At 66.7% G+C, this 16,094-nt stretch carries 15 protein-coding genes; 9 read left to right on the top strand and 6 right to left on the bottom strand.

What is annotated here, in order from left to right:
- The first annotated feature begins 27 nt into the window (after positions 1-27).
- The 5 genes from L5G32_RS14675 to L5G32_RS14695 are packed head-to-tail and all read left to right on the top strand — an operon-like array spanning position 28 to position 4,604.
- Positions 28-1,494, top strand: coding sequence for an aldehyde dehydrogenase (locus L5G32_RS14675; protein ID WP_237011806.1), 1,467 nt, complete (start codon positions 28-30; stop codon positions 1,492-1,494).
- 60 nt (positions 1,495-1,554) lie between these two features.
- Positions 1,555-2,289, top strand: a complete 735-nt coding sequence (locus L5G32_RS14680) for an SDR family oxidoreductase (RefSeq protein WP_237011807.1) — start codon at positions 1,555-1,557, stop codon at positions 2,287-2,289.
- A complete protein-coding gene (locus tag L5G32_RS14685) occupies positions 2,286-3,170 on the top strand; it encodes an NAD(P)-dependent oxidoreductase (protein ID WP_308192047.1) in 885 nt (294 codons plus the stop codon). Before L5G32_RS14680 ends, L5G32_RS14685 begins: the two co-directional genes overlap by 4 nt.
- On the top strand, positions 3,167-3,583 hold the full coding sequence (locus L5G32_RS14690; protein WP_237011808.1) for a carboxymuconolactone decarboxylase family protein: 417 nt from the start codon (positions 3,167-3,169) through the stop codon (positions 3,581-3,583). Before L5G32_RS14685 ends, L5G32_RS14690 begins: the two co-directional genes overlap by 4 nt.
- A 25-nt stretch (positions 3,584-3,608) precedes the next feature.
- Positions 3,609-4,604, top strand: coding sequence for an NAD-dependent epimerase/dehydratase family protein (locus L5G32_RS14695; RefSeq protein WP_237011809.1), 996 nt, complete (start codon positions 3,609-3,611; stop codon positions 4,602-4,604).
- Here the strand turns inward: L5G32_RS14695 and L5G32_RS14700 are convergent.
- On the bottom strand, positions 4,601-6,307 hold the full coding sequence (locus L5G32_RS14700; protein ID WP_237011810.1) for a class I adenylate-forming enzyme family protein: 1,707 nt from the start codon (positions 6,305-6,307) through the stop codon (positions 4,601-4,603). The genes L5G32_RS14695 and L5G32_RS14700 overlap by 4 nt on opposite strands.
- A gap of 205 nt (positions 6,308-6,512) precedes the next feature.
- Between L5G32_RS14700 and L5G32_RS14705 the strand changes: the two genes are divergently transcribed.
- From L5G32_RS14705 to L5G32_RS14715, 3 genes are read left to right on the top strand one after another with little or no spacing between them, the layout of a single operon-like run.
- Positions 6,513-8,270, top strand: coding sequence for a class I adenylate-forming enzyme family protein (locus L5G32_RS14705; protein ID WP_237011811.1), 1,758 nt, complete (start codon positions 6,513-6,515; stop codon positions 8,268-8,270).
- Positions 8,251-9,249 carry an alcohol dehydrogenase catalytic domain-containing protein gene (locus L5G32_RS14710; RefSeq protein ID WP_237011812.1) on the top strand — a complete coding sequence of 333 codons (999 nt, stop codon included), beginning with the start codon at positions 8,251-8,253 and terminating at the stop codon, positions 9,247-9,249. The genes L5G32_RS14705 and L5G32_RS14710 overlap by 20 nt, the downstream gene beginning before the upstream one ends.
- Positions 9,246-10,016, top strand: a complete 771-nt coding sequence (locus L5G32_RS14715; RefSeq protein WP_237011813.1) for an SDR family NAD(P)-dependent oxidoreductase — start codon at positions 9,246-9,248, stop codon at positions 10,014-10,016. The genes L5G32_RS14710 and L5G32_RS14715 overlap by 4 nt, the downstream gene beginning before the upstream one ends.
- Here the strand turns inward: L5G32_RS14715 and L5G32_RS14720 are convergent.
- The 3 genes from L5G32_RS14720 to L5G32_RS14730 are packed head-to-tail and all read right to left on the bottom strand — an operon-like array spanning position 9,977 to position 13,187.
- Positions 9,977-10,870 (bottom strand): helix-turn-helix domain-containing protein, encoded by an 894-nt coding sequence (locus L5G32_RS14720; RefSeq protein ID WP_237011814.1) that lies wholly within the window; start codon positions 10,868-10,870, stop codon positions 9,977-9,979. The genes L5G32_RS14715 and L5G32_RS14720 overlap by 40 nt on opposite strands.
- Complete coding sequence (locus L5G32_RS14725; protein ID WP_237011815.1) at positions 10,867-11,784, bottom strand: alpha/beta hydrolase; 918 nt, start codon at positions 11,782-11,784, stop codon at positions 10,867-10,869. Before L5G32_RS14725 ends, L5G32_RS14720 begins: the two co-directional genes overlap by 4 nt.
- Before the next feature lie 56 nt (positions 11,785-11,840).
- Entirely contained in the window at positions 11,841-13,187 is a 1,347-nt protein-coding gene (locus L5G32_RS14730; RefSeq protein ID WP_237011816.1) for a flavin-containing monooxygenase, read from the bottom strand.
- Between the two features lie 143 nt (positions 13,188-13,330).
- Between L5G32_RS14730 and L5G32_RS14735 the strand changes: the two genes are divergently transcribed.
- Positions 13,331-13,927, top strand: a complete 597-nt coding sequence (locus tag L5G32_RS14735) for a TetR/AcrR family transcriptional regulator (RefSeq protein ID WP_237011817.1) — start codon at positions 13,331-13,333, stop codon at positions 13,925-13,927.
- 16 nt (positions 13,928-13,943) lie between these two features.
- On the opposite strand, the gene L5G32_RS14740 is transcribed toward L5G32_RS14735, so the two are convergent.
- Both L5G32_RS14740 and L5G32_RS14745 read right to left on the bottom strand, forming a co-directional pair.
- Positions 13,944-14,792: an LLM class F420-dependent oxidoreductase gene (locus tag L5G32_RS14740; RefSeq protein WP_237011818.1), complete on the bottom strand. Its 849-nt coding sequence runs from the start codon at positions 14,790-14,792 to the stop codon at positions 13,944-13,946.
- Positions 14,793-14,882: 90 nt separating this feature from the next.
- A complete protein-coding gene (locus L5G32_RS14745; RefSeq protein WP_237011819.1) occupies positions 14,883-16,061 on the bottom strand; it encodes an acyl-CoA dehydrogenase family protein in 1,179 nt (392 codons plus the stop codon).
- Positions 16,062-16,094 lie beyond the last annotated feature (33 nt).

Below are 16,094 nucleotides of genomic sequence, written 5' to 3' on the forward strand. Positions count from 1 at the left end.
GACAGTTGTCCAGAAAGAGAGTCAGGCGTGCCGCTCAAGCCAGAAACCAGCTCTGAACTGTTGATCGACGGAAAACTAGTTCCCGGATCAGCAGGCAGTTTCGACGTCGTCGACCCGGCCACCGAAGAGGTGATCGGGCAGGCCGCAGACGCCACCGAAGCCGACATGAACGCGGCGATCGCGGCCGCTCGCACCGCCTTCGACACGACGACGTGGTCGCGTGATCCCGCCTTCCGCGCTACCTGCCTACGGCAACTGCGGGACGCACTCCAAGGCCACATCGAGGAGCTGCGCGAGATCACGATCGCCGAAGTCGGCGCACCGAAGTTCCTCACCTCGGGCCCTCAACTCGAAGGCCCGATCGCCGACCTCGGCTACTTCGCCGACCTCGCCGAGAGCTACGAGTGGAAGAGCGACCTCGGCCGCGCGAAGCCGATGGGCATCCCCAACGACCGACACATCGTCCGGGAGGCGGCGGGCGTCGTCGGCGCGATCACGCCGTGGAACTTTCCCCACCAGATCAACTTCGCCAAGATCGGGCCCGCCCTCGCGGCTGGCTGCACCGTGGTCCTCAAACCCGCACCCGACACACCGTGGTGCGCTGCGCTCGTCGGGAAGGTGATCGCCGAGGAGACCGACATCCCGGCCGGCGTGATCAACATCGTGACGTCCAGCGACCATGCGGTCGGCGCACTGCTCTCGACGGACCCGCGAGTGGACATCGTCTCGTTCACCGGATCCACCGCGACCGGCCGCAAGGTGATGGCCGCCGCGTCCGAGACCCTCAAGCGGGTGTTCCTCGAGCTCGGCGGCAAGTCGGCGTTCATCGTCCTCGACGACGCCGACCTCTCTGCAGCCTGCTCGATGGCCGCATTCGGGGTCGTCACGCACGCGGGCCAGGGCTGCGCGATCACCACCCGACTGCTCGTGCCCCGCGACAAGCACGACGAGGCGGTCGGCCTGGTGCGCGACGCGATGGCCGGCCTACAGCCCGGCGACCCCACACAGGGTGGAACGATCTGCGGTCCGGTGATCTCCGCCGTCCAACGCGACCGCGTCCTGGGTTACATCGAACTCGCTAAGTCCGAGGGCGGCGTCATCGAGACCGGCGGCGGCCGCCCCGCCGACAAGGAGAAGGGCTTCTTCGTCGAGCCGACCCTCATCTCCGGCGTCGACAACTCCGCACGCGTCGCACAGGAGGAGATCTTCGGCCCCGTCCTGGTGATCCTTCCGCACGACGGCGACGACGATGCCATTGCCATCGCGAACGACTCGCCCTACGGCTTGTCCGGCGCAGTCTGGGGCACCGATCCCGACCGCATCCAGAAGGTCGTCGACGGCGTCCGCACCGGAACCATGGGCGTCAACGGCGGCATCTGGTATTCGGCGGACGTCCCGTTCGGCGGCTACAAGCACTCGGGCATCGGCCGCGAGATGGGCGTCGCCGGATTCGAGGAGTACCTCGAGACCAAAGCCGTCGCCACCCCGGCCTGACTCCTGCTCTATCTCAATCGACTTGCCCTCAACGGACTCATCTAGGAGAACCAGAACCTCATGACTACCAATCGCTTTGACGGAAAGACCGCAATCGTCACCGGTGCCGCAGGCGGCATCGGCGAGGTGTACGCACGACGTCTCGCTACAGAAGGCGCGAACGTCGTCGTCGCCGACCTCAACGACGACGCGGGCCAGGCCGTCGCCGCCGACATCGGCGGACTGTACGTGCACACCGACGTCGCCGACCCCGACTCGGCGCAGGCACTCGCCGACAAGACGATCGAGGCGTACGGCCAGATCGACTACCTCGTCAACAACGCCGCGATCTACGGCGGCATGAAGCTCGACTTCCTCATCACCGTCCCGTGGGACTACTACAAGAAGTTCATGAGCGTGAACTTCGACGGCGCACTCAATGTGACGCGCGCCGTCTACGGAAAGATGAAGCCGGGCAGTGCGATCATCAATCAGTCGTCCACGGCGGCCTGGTTGTACAGCGGCTTCTACGGTGTCGCGAAGGCAGGCGTCAACAGCCTCACCCAGCAACTCGCCACCGAGCTGGGCGGGTCTGGCATCCGTATCAACGCGATCGCTCCGGGACCCACCGACACCGAGGCGACCAAGACCACGACACCGGGCAACATGGTCGCCGAGATGGTCGGCAAGCTGCCGCTCTCGCGGATGGGCACTCCGGACGACATGGCCGGGATGCTGCTGTTCCTGCTCTCCGACGAGGCCGCGTGGATCACCGGACAGATCTTCAACGTCGACGGCGGGCAGATCATCCGGTGACCGACGCGACGAACGACACCACGCAAGAGCCGATCGGCTTCATCGGCCTCGGCAACATGGGGGCGCCCATCGCCGAGCGTCTCGCCGCCTGGCCGGGCGGCCTGATCGTCGGCGACGTTCGCCCCGACGCGACCGTCGACGGTGCGACAAGGGCCGAGTCACCCGCCGAGATAGCCAGCGCCGCAACCATAATCGGAATCACCGTTCTCAACGACGAACAGGTCGAAGCCGTCGTCGCCGGACCCGACGGGATCCTGGAGACCGCACGCGAAGGCACCGTCGTGGTGGTCCATTCGACGATCGGCCCGCAGACCGCGATCGACCTCGCGGCCGTCTGCGCGGCGAAAGGGGTCGCACTCCTCGACGCTCCCGTCTCCGGCGGTGCCCAGGGCGCGAAGGAGGGCCGACTGGCGATCATGGTCGGCGGCGACCGCGAGGCGTACCTCCGGATCAAGGCGCCGTATTCCCTGGTGTCCGACATGCTGATCCACGCCGGACCCGTTGGTTCGGGCACCAAGATGAAGCTGGCTCGAAACCTGCTGCACTTCATCTCGTTCACCGCGACCACGGAGGCCGCGCGTCTCGCCGAAGCCGCAGGCATCGACCTGGTGAAACTCGGCAAGGTGGTCCGCCACACGGATGCGATCACCGGCGGCGCAGGCGCGATCATGTTGCGCGACACGGCAGCGCCGATCCCCCGCGACGACTTCTGGTACGACGTGTTCGACCACGTCCGCGGACTCGGCGAGAAGGACCTCGGGCTCGCTCTCGATCTCGGGGCCGACGTGGGCGTCGACCTGCCGCTCGCCGCCTTGTCGCTCGACCGGTTCGCCGACGGTCTCGGCCTCAGCGGCACCACCGTAGAAAAGGATGACGAATGAGAACACCGGAGAATTCCACCCACCCGGATTCGGCCCAGCAGACCTCCCCGCAGCGGCAGAAGGGCCTGGACATGATGTCCACGGTGTACGGCTGGGAGATGAAGGACGGGCCCGGCGACTTCTTCGCTCACACCGCCGACCATCTGTTCGGTGAAGTGTGGACGCGTGAGAAGCTGAGCATCCGCGACCGCCGACTCCTACTGCTCGGCGCGCTCGCGGCGTCGGGCCAGATCGACGTCGCCGAGATCCAGGCCGGAGCCGCTCTCGGCAACGGCGAACTGGACGGCGACGACTTGAAGGAGATCGCGCTGTTCCTCTGCTACTACATCGGGTGGCCGCAGGGATCGGCCCTCAACATGATGTTCGGCGGGGTCATCGACAAGCACGAGAGAGCTCAGCGCAAGCAGGACTGAGCAACAGAGCTGAGGGAGAAGGCAGATGCGTGTCCTGGTGACGGGGGCGACGGGGTTCGTCGGCGGATGGATCGCCAAGACCGTGCACGAGCACGGTCACGAGGTGCGCCTGCTCGCGCGCAACGCCGAGAGGGCCGCGGCCGCAGCGCCCTTCCTCGGCTTCGACCCTGACGTCGTGGTCGGCGACATCGGCGATCGCGATGCCGTTCGACGCGCACTCGAGGGTTGCGACGCCGTCATCCACGCCGCTGCCGAGGTGCAGCTCCACGCGGGCAACGCCGACGACCTCGTCCGCCGTAACGTCGCCGCAGTACGGAATGTGCTCGGCCAGGCTGCAGAACTCGGGCTCGACCCGATCGTCTACGTGTCGAGTTCGGGCGCACTCTGGGACGCGGCGGAACCGACTGTCGGTCCGGACCTTCCCGTGCGGGGCGGACCGGACGCGTACGGGCAGTCGAAGGCGGCGGCCGAACAGTACGCGCGGAGCCTCCAGGAAGACGGCCACCCGGTGACCAGCGTCTATCCGACCGCGGTGATGGGACCGTCTGCGAACGGCCGATTCGGCGAGGCGGGTGATGCGGTGATCAGCCTGACTCGAGCGGGCGTCGTAGGGCGGACCGCTGCGCTCACGATCGTGGACGTACGCGACCTCGCCGAGACCCACGCCAGGGCACTCGAACCCGGTCACGGTCCGAGGCGGTACGTGGCGGGCGGGCACCGTCTCGGCGACCGTGAGTTGGCGCGATGCCTGAGCGAGGTCACCGGGCGTCGCGTGCGCCACTGGCCGATCCCCAACCGCGTGCTCTCGGTGGCCGGTCGGGTCGCCGACCGAGCCCCCGCGATTGTGCCGGAGTTCCTCGCCCAGCTGAGCGAGGCCGCGGTCGGTTATCTCGTGCACGCCCCGCTCCCCGACAACACTGCCGTCGAACGCGACCTCGAGATCTCGTTCCGCCCGCCCGCCGAGACGCTCGCAGCCGTGTGGAACGAGCACCCGGCGGGCGCGGGGAACGCTCGCAGCTAGCCGAGGTAGTTCTCGCGGATCTTCCGTTTGAGGATCTTGCCGGTCGCGTTCCGGGGGAACGGGCCCATGTCGAAAACGATCTCGGCAGGCACCTTGTACTCGGCGAGAGACTCGCGGACGAGATCGCGGACATCTTCTGCCGTCGCGCTCACGCCATCGGCGAGCGTGACCGCCGCGACGACTCGCTCCCCCATCCGCTCGTCGGGCGCACCGAACACGGCGACCTCGGTGAAGCGTTCGGACGAGAGCAGTACGAACTCCACCTCCGCGCAGTACACGTTCTCCCCCGCGGTGATCACGATGTCCTTCTTGCGGTCCACGACGTAGACCAATCCGCCGTCGTCGACGTATCCGAGGTCGCCCGAGCGGTACCAGGAGCCGTCGAACACTGCCGCCGTCTCGTCGGGGCGGTTCAGGTAGCCGGCCATCACCTGGGGTCCACGAACCTGCAGCTCGCCGGTCGCGCCGGGCTCGTCGAGGACTTCGCCTGCAGCGTCGACGACGCGCACGTCCATCACTGGACTCATCGCTCCCGACGTCTTCGGATACATCGCAAGAAGATCCCCGTTCGCGGTGCAGACGCTGGACGCGGTCTCGGTCATGCCCCATCCGACGCCGCGCCCCGAATTCGGCAGTACACGACCGATCCGCGCCACCAGATCCGGCGGCGTCGACTGTCCGGCGGCCGCGACGTTGATCAGACTCCCGATCTTCTCGGCGGGCGGCTCGACCCTCAGCAGGTCGACGATCACCATCGGCGGTCCTGCGAGCATCGCCAACTTGTGCTCGGCGATGAGTTCGATCGCCGAGTCGACGTCCCAGCGCGGCATGATCACCACGAACCCGCCGGAGACCATCGTCGTCAGCAGGGACACCAGCCCCGAGGTGTGGAAGAGCGGGAAGATCAGGAGCGCCGAGAGATTCGGCATCATTGAACGCAGTGCGTCCGGCTCCATCCCGTACTTGCGGGCGTTGGTGACGATGTTCGTCTCTTTGATCACGCGCAGATTGACGATCAGGGTGCAGAGGTTCCGGTGCGTCAGCACCACGCCTTTGGACCGCCCCGACGTACCGGAGGTGAACAGGATCCACGACGCCGAGTCCGGATCGGGAACTGCGCGGGCGGCGATCGAGTCCGCTCCGGACAGCAGTTCGTCGTAGCGACGTGCAGGCCCGGAAGGCAGGTCCCCATCGGAGACGACGACGAGCTCGGTTCGACCGTCCCGCGCCCGGATCCTGGCGGCTCGATCACTGTCGGCGATGATCAGGACGCATTTCGCGTCGTCGACGGCGCCCGCGAGTTCGGCTTCGCTCTCACGGGAGTTGAACAGCACCGCGACGCCCCCACAGCGTCCGATCGCGATGAGCGAGACGATGAACGCCATCCGGTTCTTCATCGCGATACCGACTCGGGCGCCGTCAGCGACACCGTGGTCGCGGACCAATGATCCGGCCAGCACGCCCGCTGCGTCGGACACCTGGCGATAGGAGTACGAGACGCCGTCCTCGATGAAGAGCGTCGCATCGCCGAACTCGTCGACCAGCGCGGTGAAGACTTCGTCGAGGCTCCCCGGCGTGTCCCGGTAGACACGCATCGGCTCGCCGCCGACCTCGGCGTCGACCACCGCGAACTGGCCGGCAGGGCCGGTCAGATCGGCTTCGATCTCGCGGTAGACAGACACCGATTCGTTAGCTGTTGTCACGGGCGTTGGCCTCCAGGTCGAGTGTGAGGATATGCAAAACTGGAACGTATTCTACTTTATCTGATGTACCTGAGATCACATATGCGAGGAATCCCGTCCCGCCCCACGACAATGGTCATCATGGCAGTTCAGGCGCATTGACACCCGCGTGTCCCTATGACTAAATGATCGCACCATGTGACACGAATCTCACAGTGTTGGCACTATGCGAACACGTCGGATCGCCACCGCAGGAGCATCGACGTTGACCGAGACCGTCCCCGACATCGCATCCGTGATGGGCGCCTACCGCGAGATCGAACGCAGTTTGACCGGGCCGGGGGCTCCGTACGAGATGACGACGATCCTCGTGCGGAACGAGCCGTGCCGCACGTACACACACGCCGAGACCAGCTTGTACGACGTGTTCGCAGGTTTCCGCGAGGGCAACGACGACAGACTCCTGGCGACAGACGGAACCAACTCGTACACCTACGCTCAGATCTTCGGGGCCGCTGACACCTTGGCCCGCGTCCTCCGGCACGACCTCGGTGTCGCAGTCGGCGACCACGTCGGCATCGCTATGAGCAATAGGCCGGCGAGCATCATCGGACTCTTGGCCGCGTTGCGCGCGGGCGCCGTCGCGGTCATGTACAACGCACGCAGCACCGTCTACGAACTCACCGACACCACGTCCGACGTGCCGTCGAAGGTCACGATCGTCGACGAGAAGCGAGAATCGCTCGTCCGCACCGCTGACCCGGCGACCGTCGTCATATCGACGAATCCGAGCCTGCCCGGCAGCCATTCCCTCGACGACCTCCTGGTTCGCACGCCCGCCGACATCGAGTGGCCGGTCGTCGAACCCGATCAGGTCGCCCTCGTCCTGTTCACCTCGGGAACCTCGGCCCGCGCCAAAGGCGTGCAACTGACACACCGCGGCATGGGCAACGTCGTCCTCAACATGAGGTTCGTCGCCGACACCAACCTCACCTTCGCGGCGAAGACGTACGGCATCGACATCGACGATCTCCGCGGCATGATGCCGCAGATCAACTCACTGCTGATCTTTCCGTTGTTCCACGTCTCCGGACTCGCAGGCCTCGCCGCATCGATGGTCACCGGCGGATGCGTGGTGACGATGGAGCGGTGGGATCCGAACCGCGCCGCCGACCTGATCTCCGGGTACCAGGTGTCGATGGCGTCCGGGCCGCCGATGGTCGTCAGCGACCTCCTCGCCGTCGACGACGCCGCCGACCGACTCGCCAGTCTGGTCAACGTGGTCCCGGGTGGGCAGGCGACCCCGCCGAGCGTCTACGCCCGCGTCGGTCGGACTCTCCCCAACAGCCGACGCAGTTCGGGGTGGGGCATGACCGAGGTCGGAGGCAGCGTGTGCACAGCGGGCGGCGACATCCTCGCCGTCGCCGCCGAGACGGCTGGGCCGATGAGCCCGACCATGGACGTCAGGGTCGTCGACGACGGCGGCGTCGACCTTCCTTCCGGGGCCGTCGGCGAACTACTCCTCCGCGGCGGACTCCTGATGTCCGGCTACCACGGCAGGCCAGACGAGACCGCGGATGCGTTCGACGGCGCCTGGTTCAAGACCGGCGACGTCGGCTACGTCGACGAGCACGGTCTGGTGTACCTCGTCGACCGCAAGAAGGACCTGGTGATCTCGCGCGGTGAGAACATCTCGTGCGTCGAAGTCGAGACTGTCCTCGTCGACTCCGACCGGATCGTCGAGGCCGGAGTCTTCGGGGTGTCCGATCCGCGGCTCGGTGAGCGACTCGTGGCCGCTGTCGTCCCGGCCGCTGCGGACGTGGACACCGACGAGGTGAAGGCGATCGTCGCTGCGAGACTCAACACGACGAAGGTTCCCGACGAGGTCGTCTTGCGCACCGATCCCCTCCCGCGGAATGCGACCGGAAAGCTTCTCAAGCGAGTTCTACGTCAGGAGCACACCGATGCGAGCAGCAGTCGTTGACGGCGGGCGCTTCGTCGTCCGTGACGTCGCCGATCCCGAACCCGGCCCCCACGAACTACTGGTGGAGGTCCACGGCTGCGGAGTCTGCGGCTCGGACGTGAAGACCTACGGCTTCATGCCAGACGGCGCGATCATGGGTCACGAGTTCGCTGGGCGAGTCGTCGGCTCCGGAGCCTCGGTCGCCGACGACTGGCCGGTCGGCACCGCCGTCGCGTCGATGCCGGTGGTCGGCTGCGCCGACTGCCGTTATTGCACGTCCGGCGATCCCGCTCGCTGCGTGACACCGTCACCACTCGGTCTCGGAGCGCGCGCTGGCGCGTTCGCCGAACTCGTCACCGTGACGGCCGCCGAGACGATCAGGCTGGACGAGCGTCTCGATCCAGTGATGGGTGGGCTCGTCGAGCCGCTGGCCGTGGGGCTGCATGCCGTCGAGCGCGGAGCGGCCTCGGCCGACGATCGCCTCCTGGTGATCGGCGCAGGCCCGGTCGGCGTCTCGATCCTCCTGTGGGCTCGCGAACGCGGAATCACCGATGTCACGGTCGCAGATCCGGTGGAGCACCGTCGGCGCAGTGCGCGACGGCTCGGCGCATCCCGTGTCATCGATCCCGCACACGACGAGCTCGGCACCGGGTACGACCTGGTGGCCGAATGCGTCGGAGCTCCCGGCCTCATCGCGTCCTGTCTCGATGCCGTCGCTCCCGGCGGGCGCGTCGTCGTCGCCGGTGTGTGCATGACTGCCGACACGTTCATGCCCGTGGCCGCCGTCGTCAAGGACGTGACGGTCAGCTTCGTCAGTTTCTACACGCGCGCCGAGTTCGCTGCCGCCGCTGACGCATTGGCGCGCGGCGCCCTCGATGTGGACGGCTTCGTCAGCGGCTTCGTTTCGTTGGACGACCTCCAGAACACTGTCGAGTCACTCGCCACACCCACGGACCAGCAGAAGATCATCGTCACACCAGCCATCAGGAGACAGCCGTGACCACACCAGCACCCGTCATCGTCATCGGCGCGGCATCCGGCATCGGCTTAGCGACCGCCCAGCGTCTTCACGAGGCCGCAGAAACCGTCGTCCTTGCCGACGTCGACGGCGCCGCGGCCGCACAGCGGGCAGCAGAGCTCGGCGGACGTGCGACGGCGGTCGCCGTCGACGTCACCGACGAGCAGTCGGTCAATGCTCTCTTCGACACCGTGGTCGCCGAGCACGGACGCCCGCGAGGGGTCGTCAACAGCGCCGGGATGTCGACGGCTGGCGCAATCGCCGACATGAGTCTTGAGCAGTGGAACACCACGATCTCGGTCTGCCAGACCGGAGCCTTCCTCGTACTCAAGTACGCGTCTCGCCACGTCGCCGACGGCGGCTCCATCGTCTCGCTCGCGTCACTCAACGGCCGACAGCCGGCGACCGGAATGGCTGCGTACTGCACAGCGAAAGCGGGCGTCCTGATGCTGACCCAAGTCGCTGCCATGGAACTCGGCGACCGCGGCGTCCGGGTCAACGCGATCTCGCCGGGACTGGTCGACACACCTTTGGTGGCACCGATCTCGATGATCCCCGGGATGCGCGAGGAGTACCTGGAGAACACGCCGCTTGGCCGCAGTGGTCGGCCCGACGAGATCGCAGCGATGGCGCAGTTCCTGCTCTCCGACGACACGTCCTGGATCACCGGGTCGGCGTTCGACGTCAACGGCGGCGCCCACACCCGCCGCTACCCAGACCTACTCAAGCGGTTGGCCGCACTCGCCTGACCTCGACCGGCTACGGTCCGGCTGACCGAGTCGGCCGTCGCGCGAACGAAGCCACCGAGCTCGGCGATGTCTGCGCCGCTACGAACGACCTCGCCGAGGACGCACAACACACCGATCGGTCTCGCGTCCGCGCCGACGACGGGAGCGTCGACCGACAGCGCCCGATAGTCGGCGGACCGGTCGAGGTCGCCGACGAGCATGTCGGCGACCGGCCCGTCGACACCTGCACCGCGGGCGTCGCGGCGGGGCCGCACCAGTGGGCTCATCTCCTCGAATCGGTCGACACCGGACGGGTACTGCGCGACCCCGAAACGACGTCCCCGCACCGCAGCGAGCGCTTGGCGGTGGCGACCGATGACGGATCGATCGACAATGCCACTCAGCCACCGGTTCACCACGTTCGGCGTTTCCCACGCGACGACGGTCGCTCCAAGCGGAGCCTGCAACGTGATGTGGTCACCCGGCCGCATATCCGACCCCGCCGACACGACACGCGGTCCATGGAGTTCGGCGACGACCATCGACTCGCCAGAGGTTACGACCCCGCAACACGGCTGCCCCGTTGCCGCCGACAGATCGGCGACGGCCTCCGCGATCAGTTCGAACTCGGGCGATCTCCGCTGGGCCACCCTGCCGATACGCACCAGCGCGGGACCCAGCCGGTATGCCTTCGTCCTGGGATCTCTGACGACCCAGCCGCGCGCCGTCAGTTCGGCGAGCATCGGGTGCAGTGTCGACTTGTCGACTCCCAGCGCGCTCGCGACATCGGTGAGCGTGGCGCGGGCCGCGACGCCGCCGAGGTAGTCGACGACGTCCGTGAGCCGCTCGGTCTGCGGCGATCGCCGGGCGCTCATGCAGTCGACGACGCGAGGTGCCTCGTAAGGAACAGGATCTGGTGGTCGCACGCCGCGTCGAACCAACCCTGTCCGTGGTAGACCCCGAAGTGGTCGCACGGATAGTGCCGGACTTCGGCGCGCGCAACGAACGCCGTCTCGGCGGCCGCATGGGGCGGGGCGCTCCGGTCGAAGTCGGCGATCTGCATCAGCACCGGGGCCGTGATGTCCGCTAAGCACTTGCCGACGCGGTATCCGCCGATCTCCGACCCGAGTGCCGCGTCCACCCGGTTCTCCCACGTGGGTCCTGCGATCGCCAGGTAGTCGGCCTTGTATCCGGGCAACGTCAGCGCGCCCAACTCCCCGGGGTCGGCGACGATCGGCATCATCACCGGGTCCCGACCGATTCGTCGGTTGACCTTGCTGCGGTATCCGAGCGCTGCCGACCGGGCGATCGACGCCTTGGGCACGTTGGCCAACGCGAGGCGCCCTGCCGCTATCCCGTTGACAAGCGGGGTCATCGAGACGACGGCGGCGATATCGCTGCGCCCCGCGCTGACAGTGAGGACGTGGCCGCCCGACAACGACACACCCCAGAGGACTACCCGGTTCGGGTCGACGCCGTCGATCGCTGCCGCAGCGACGATCGCCGCTCGATAGTCGTCGAGTTGGTCGTCGAGTCGCACCTGCTGCCGAGGTCGGCCGTCGGACGCCCCGAACCCGCGGTAATCGAAGGCCAGGACGTCGAGTCCCGCGGCCGCCAAGCGTTGGGCGAACGGCGCCAACCCGGAGTCCATCGTCCCGCCGAGCCCGTGCGCCATCACGACCACGGGCCGACCGCCGGATCCGGCGAGGCTCTCGTTATGCGCACGGAAATGCCATGCGGCACAACGAGTTCCTCCGCTGTGGAAGGCGACGTCCTGAACGTCGGTCATTGCATCGTCCCTCGATGTTGCTTCAGAAATTGTGGTCTCGTTGATCACCGGCGGCGTCATGCCGACACCGCCCGCGACGCCGCGCCGAACCGTTTGGCACGGACCGCTCCCGCCGGAATCTCCTTGGTGCGCAGGTCGTGCTCATAGATGAAGTAGTCCACCTGCTGGGTATGACGTGGACGGTCGAGCATATGCCCGGTGTACTTGTGTTGATCGCTCACTATCACCTCGTTCATCGTCTCGACGGCCGGAAGCCGATACCGTCCAATCGCATAGGCGCCGAGGAGTCGCGCCTGGCACTCGACGAACGGGAACAACGTCGGCGTCGACTGCGCGAAGCCCATGAACACCAAGTCGTCGATACCCGGCTTGAACATGCGCTTGTACAGATCTATCCGATTCTCGGGCGCGCTGATGAGATCCTCGTCGAAGAACGGGAACGTGATGTTGTACCCGGTCGCGTACACGATGACGTCGAAGTCGCCGTGCGTCCCGTCCTCGAAGTGGACGGTGTCGCCGTCGAGCCGGGACACGTTCGGTTTCGGGGTCACGTCGCCGGAACCGAGTCGGAGCGGCAACTCCACCGACTGGGTCGGATGAGCTTCGAAGAACTTGTGGTTCGGCGTCGGCAATCCGAAGTCCTCGGGCCGCCCCGCCGACACCGGCTGTCCCCACTGGGCGACCTTCCGCTGCCATGACAGCGGCAGGTACGGCGTCGTCTTGAAGTACTTGTCAGCGGGTCGACCAGCGATGTACTTCGGCACGATCCAGGCACCCGAGCGGGTCGAGATCGTCACCTCGTTCTGCAGCGCCTTGGACGACAACTCCACGGAGATGTCCGCTGCGCTGTTACCGAGTCCCACGACGAGGATCCGCTTCCCGTGCAGATCGAGCGGATCGGACGGATCGATGTAGTGATGGGCGTGGATCGACTGTCCGCTGAACTCGCCGGGGAAGTCGGCCATACGTGCGTCCCAGTGGTGACCGTTACCCACGACGAGCAGGTCGAAGCGCCGGGTCTCGCCCCGCTGGGTCGTCAACTCCCAGCCGCCTCCGTCGAGCCGTCGTGCGTGAGTGATCCCGTTCTCGAACTCGATGCGGTCCCGCAGCCCGAAAGCGTCGGCGTAGTCGTCGAGATACTTCTTGATCTGCAGGTGATGAGGGAAGTCCGGGTAATCCTCCGGCATCGGAAAATCCTTGAACGACAGCCGATGTTTGGAGGTGTCGATGTGCAGCGAGCGGTACGCACTGCTCATGCCGTTGGGGTTCTGAAACGCCCAGTTTCCACCGACGCGGTCCGAGACCTCGAAGCACGTGTAATCGATGCCGTAGTCACTGAGCATCTTGGCTGCAGTGAGCCCGCTGATGCCCGCACCGATCACGGCCGTCTTCAGTCCTGTCATCTGTCCTCCTCCGAACACTTCCCGGGAAAGCTAGAACGCGTTCACCCCGACAGTACACAGTTTTAGAAAAGTGTCTACTAGTATCGTGAGACCATGCCCGACCACGTGATCCCGGCACCCGCCAAGCAGTGGGTCGCTACGCTGTGACGGGCCCCGACGTGCGCACCCGCCTCCTTGACGCCGCCCAGGACGCCCTGGCGGCCACGGGTATCCGCGGCACCACAGTTCAGCACGTGGCACAGCGCGCAGGCGTTTCGCGCGCATGGCTGTACCGACACTTCCCCGACAAGTCGAGCCTGCTCGGCGCCGCGATCGTTCGCCTGACGGAGGACTTTCTCGCAGCCGCGCACCGCGCACTCGAGGGAGTCGACGACTTCGATCTTCGACTCGCGGCGGGCGTCGCGCACGGCAGGACGATGTACGACAGTCCCGGCTCGCTGATCCTGCGATTGCGCGAGGCCGAGCCTGACGAGTTCGCCGCTTGCGTCGGAGCGGGCGTGCAGGGAATGGTGCCCACGTTGGCGCAGTTCTGGGAGCCCTATGTGGCGGCGGCCCGCCGACGAGGCGAGATCCACCCGGCCACCGACATTGCGGAGGCCGCGGAGTGGGTGGCCCGCGTGCTCATCAGCCTGGGCTCAGCACCCGGCGAGACTCTCGACCCGGACGACCAGGCCGCGGTGCTCAGACACCTCCGGCACTACGTCCTCCCTGGACTTCGCCACGGCCCGGTCGTCGACTGATTCGACCGCGATCGCCCTACTCGAGACCGAGTTTTCCGGCGAGCTTGGCGAGGTAGCCGCCTGCCCGTTCCTCGCTGTCGTCGGGCACTCCGTACAGCACGGTCGTCACGCCCAGCTCGCGCCACTTGTCGAGCTTCTCGGCGACCGGCTTGAAATCCAGGACGACGATCTGCGGATCGCCGTCACGACCGGCGTCCGCCCAGATCTGCTTGAGGAGCAGGACCGACGCCTCGATGTCCTCCTCGTTCGGCGTCGTGATCCAGCCGTCGGCGCTCCGCGCGATCCACTTGAAGTTCTTCTCGTTGCCCGCCGCGCCGACGAGCGTCGGCGGCCCCGGCTGCTGCACCGTCTTGGGCCATGCCCAGCTCGGGCCGAAGTTCACGAACTCACCCGCATACTCGGCCTCTTCCTTCGACCAGAGCGTCCGCATCGACTCGAGGTACTCGCGAAGCATGGTCCGCCGCCGCTTCGACGGCACACCGTGGTCGCTGAGTTCGTCCAGATTCCACCCGAAGCCGACGCCGAGCGTGACTCGCCCACCCGACAGATGATCGAGCGTGGCGATCGACTTCGCGAGGGTGATCGGGTCCGACTGCACCGGCAGCGCGACCGCAGTCCCCAGACGGATCGTCGAGGTGACCGCAGCCGCGGCGCTGAGCGACACCCACGGGTCGAGCGTGCGCATGTAGCGGTCGTCCGGGAGCGACGAGTCGCCCGTCTGCGGATGCGCCGCGTCGCGCCTGGTCGGGATGTGTCCGTGCTCGGGAACGAAGTAGGCACTGAATCCGGCGCCCTCGATCAACGGCGCCAGGACCGATGGCGACAGACCTCGATCACTCGTGAACTGGACGATCCCGAAATCCATTGCATCTCCTACGCCGACGACCTTTACGGACTACTGACTGGACACTAGTCCAATTAGTGGACTGTAACACGTTCCAGGTTCGGTCGACGCTCAGATCATCGACCGCATCATACCCTGCGGCTCACCGCCGAGCTGAGTCAGCGCGGACGCATGGAAGATCGATCCCGGAACGTGGATCGCGTGCGCGAGTCCCGCATGCGCGTCACGGAAGAACCGCTGCATCGGGAACTTCCGGTGCAGTGCGCCGCCACCCGAACGCGCGAAGATCTCGTCGACGGCCCGGACCGCCCGCCACGCAGCCGCGGTCTGGGTTCGGCGTCCGATCGCACGCTCCTCGAAGGTGATCTCCTGACCCGCCTCGGTCTTGTCGTAGAACCGATCGACGGTCTCGAGCAGCGCTGCGCGAGACGCGGCGATCTCGGCGGCGGATTCGCCGATCGCGTAGAGGACATACGGGTCCTCCTTGATCTTCTGGCCGGTGATTGCGACGCGGTCCTTCTGCGCGGCGATGTGGCAGGCGAGCGCGCCTTCGGCGATGCCGATGACCGCCGAGGTGATGCCGAGCGGGAACATGCAGCTGAACGGCATGAGGTAGGTCGAGTCGGTGAGGCCGGCCGCGCGAGGCGCGGTGCCGTCCATGACGTCGTCGGACTTCAGCGTGCGGTAGGCCGGGATGTAGGCGCCGTCGACGACGACGTCCTTGGAGCCGGTGCCGCGAAGTCCCACGACATCCCACGAGCCCTGGAGGATCGTGTAGTCCTCACGAGGAAGGATGACGTGCAGGATGTTCGGCGGCATCACCGGCTTTCCCTTCTCGTCGCCGACGATCGCCCCGAGCACGACCCACTTGCAGTGGTCGGTGCCGGACGAGAACTGCCAGCGGCCCTTCAGCGTGTAGCCGCCGTCGACGGGCGTCGCGACGCCCATCGGCGCGTACGGCGAGGCGACCCAGGTGTCGGGATCCTCGCCCCAGATCTCGTCCTGGACCTTGGGATCGGCGAACGCCAGTTCCCACGGGTGGATGCCGACGATGCCGGAGACCCAGCCAGCGGCTCCGTCCATCGCGGCCACGCCCATCACCGTCTCGGCGAACTCGCGCGGATGCACAGACATTCCGCCGTGCTTCACCGGCTGCAGCATCCGGATCACTCCGGCGTCGCGAAGTCGCTGCGCCGACGAGTCGGGCAGACGCATCAATTCGTCGCCCTCGACTCCCGCCGCTCGAATCTCCTCGGCGTGCTCTTCGATGCGCGCGAGCACTTCACCCATGACGTAACTCCTCAGGTCGTAAATTAGAACACG

This window comes from Gordonia zhenghanii (genome assembly GCF_021738965.1).
Taxonomy (GTDB): Bacteria; Actinomycetota; Actinomycetes; order Mycobacteriales; family Mycobacteriaceae; genus Gordonia; species Gordonia zhenghanii.

Excerpts from the sequence above, each read along its gene's own strand:
- L5G32_RS14680 (WP_237011807.1), top strand. The coding sequence starts at position 1,555 with ATGACTACCAATCGCTTTGACGGAAAGACCGCAATCGTCACCGGTGCC.
- L5G32_RS14690 (WP_237011808.1), top strand. The coding sequence starts at position 3,167 with ATGAGAACACCGGAGAATTCCACCCACCCGGATTCGGCCCAGCAGACC.
- L5G32_RS14695 (WP_237011809.1), top strand. The coding sequence starts at position 3,609 with ATGCGTGTCCTGGTGACGGGGGCGACGGGGTTCGTCGGCGGATGGATC.
- L5G32_RS14705 (WP_237011811.1), top strand. The coding sequence starts at position 6,513 with ATGCGAACACGTCGGATCGCCACCGCAGGAGCATCGACGTTGACCGAG.
- L5G32_RS14710 (WP_237011812.1), top strand. The coding sequence starts at position 8,251 with ATGCGAGCAGCAGTCGTTGACGGCGGGCGCTTCGTCGTCCGTGACGTC.
- L5G32_RS14720 (WP_237011814.1), bottom strand. The coding sequence starts at position 10,870 with ATGAGCGCCCGGCGATCGCCGCAGACCGAGCGGCTCACGGACGTCGTC.
- L5G32_RS14725 (WP_237011815.1), bottom strand. The coding sequence starts at position 11,784 with ATGACCGACGTTCAGGACGTCGCCTTCCACAGCGGAGGAACTCGTTGT.
- L5G32_RS14730 (WP_237011816.1), bottom strand. The coding sequence starts at position 13,187 with ATGACAGGACTGAAGACGGCCGTGATCGGTGCGGGCATCAGCGGGCTC.
- L5G32_RS14740 (WP_237011818.1), bottom strand. The coding sequence starts at position 14,792 with ATGGATTTCGGGATCGTCCAGTTCACGAGTGATCGAGGTCTGTCGCCA.
- L5G32_RS14745 (WP_237011819.1), bottom strand. The coding sequence starts at position 16,061 with ATGGGTGAAGTGCTCGCGCGCATCGAAGAGCACGCCGAGGAGATTCGA.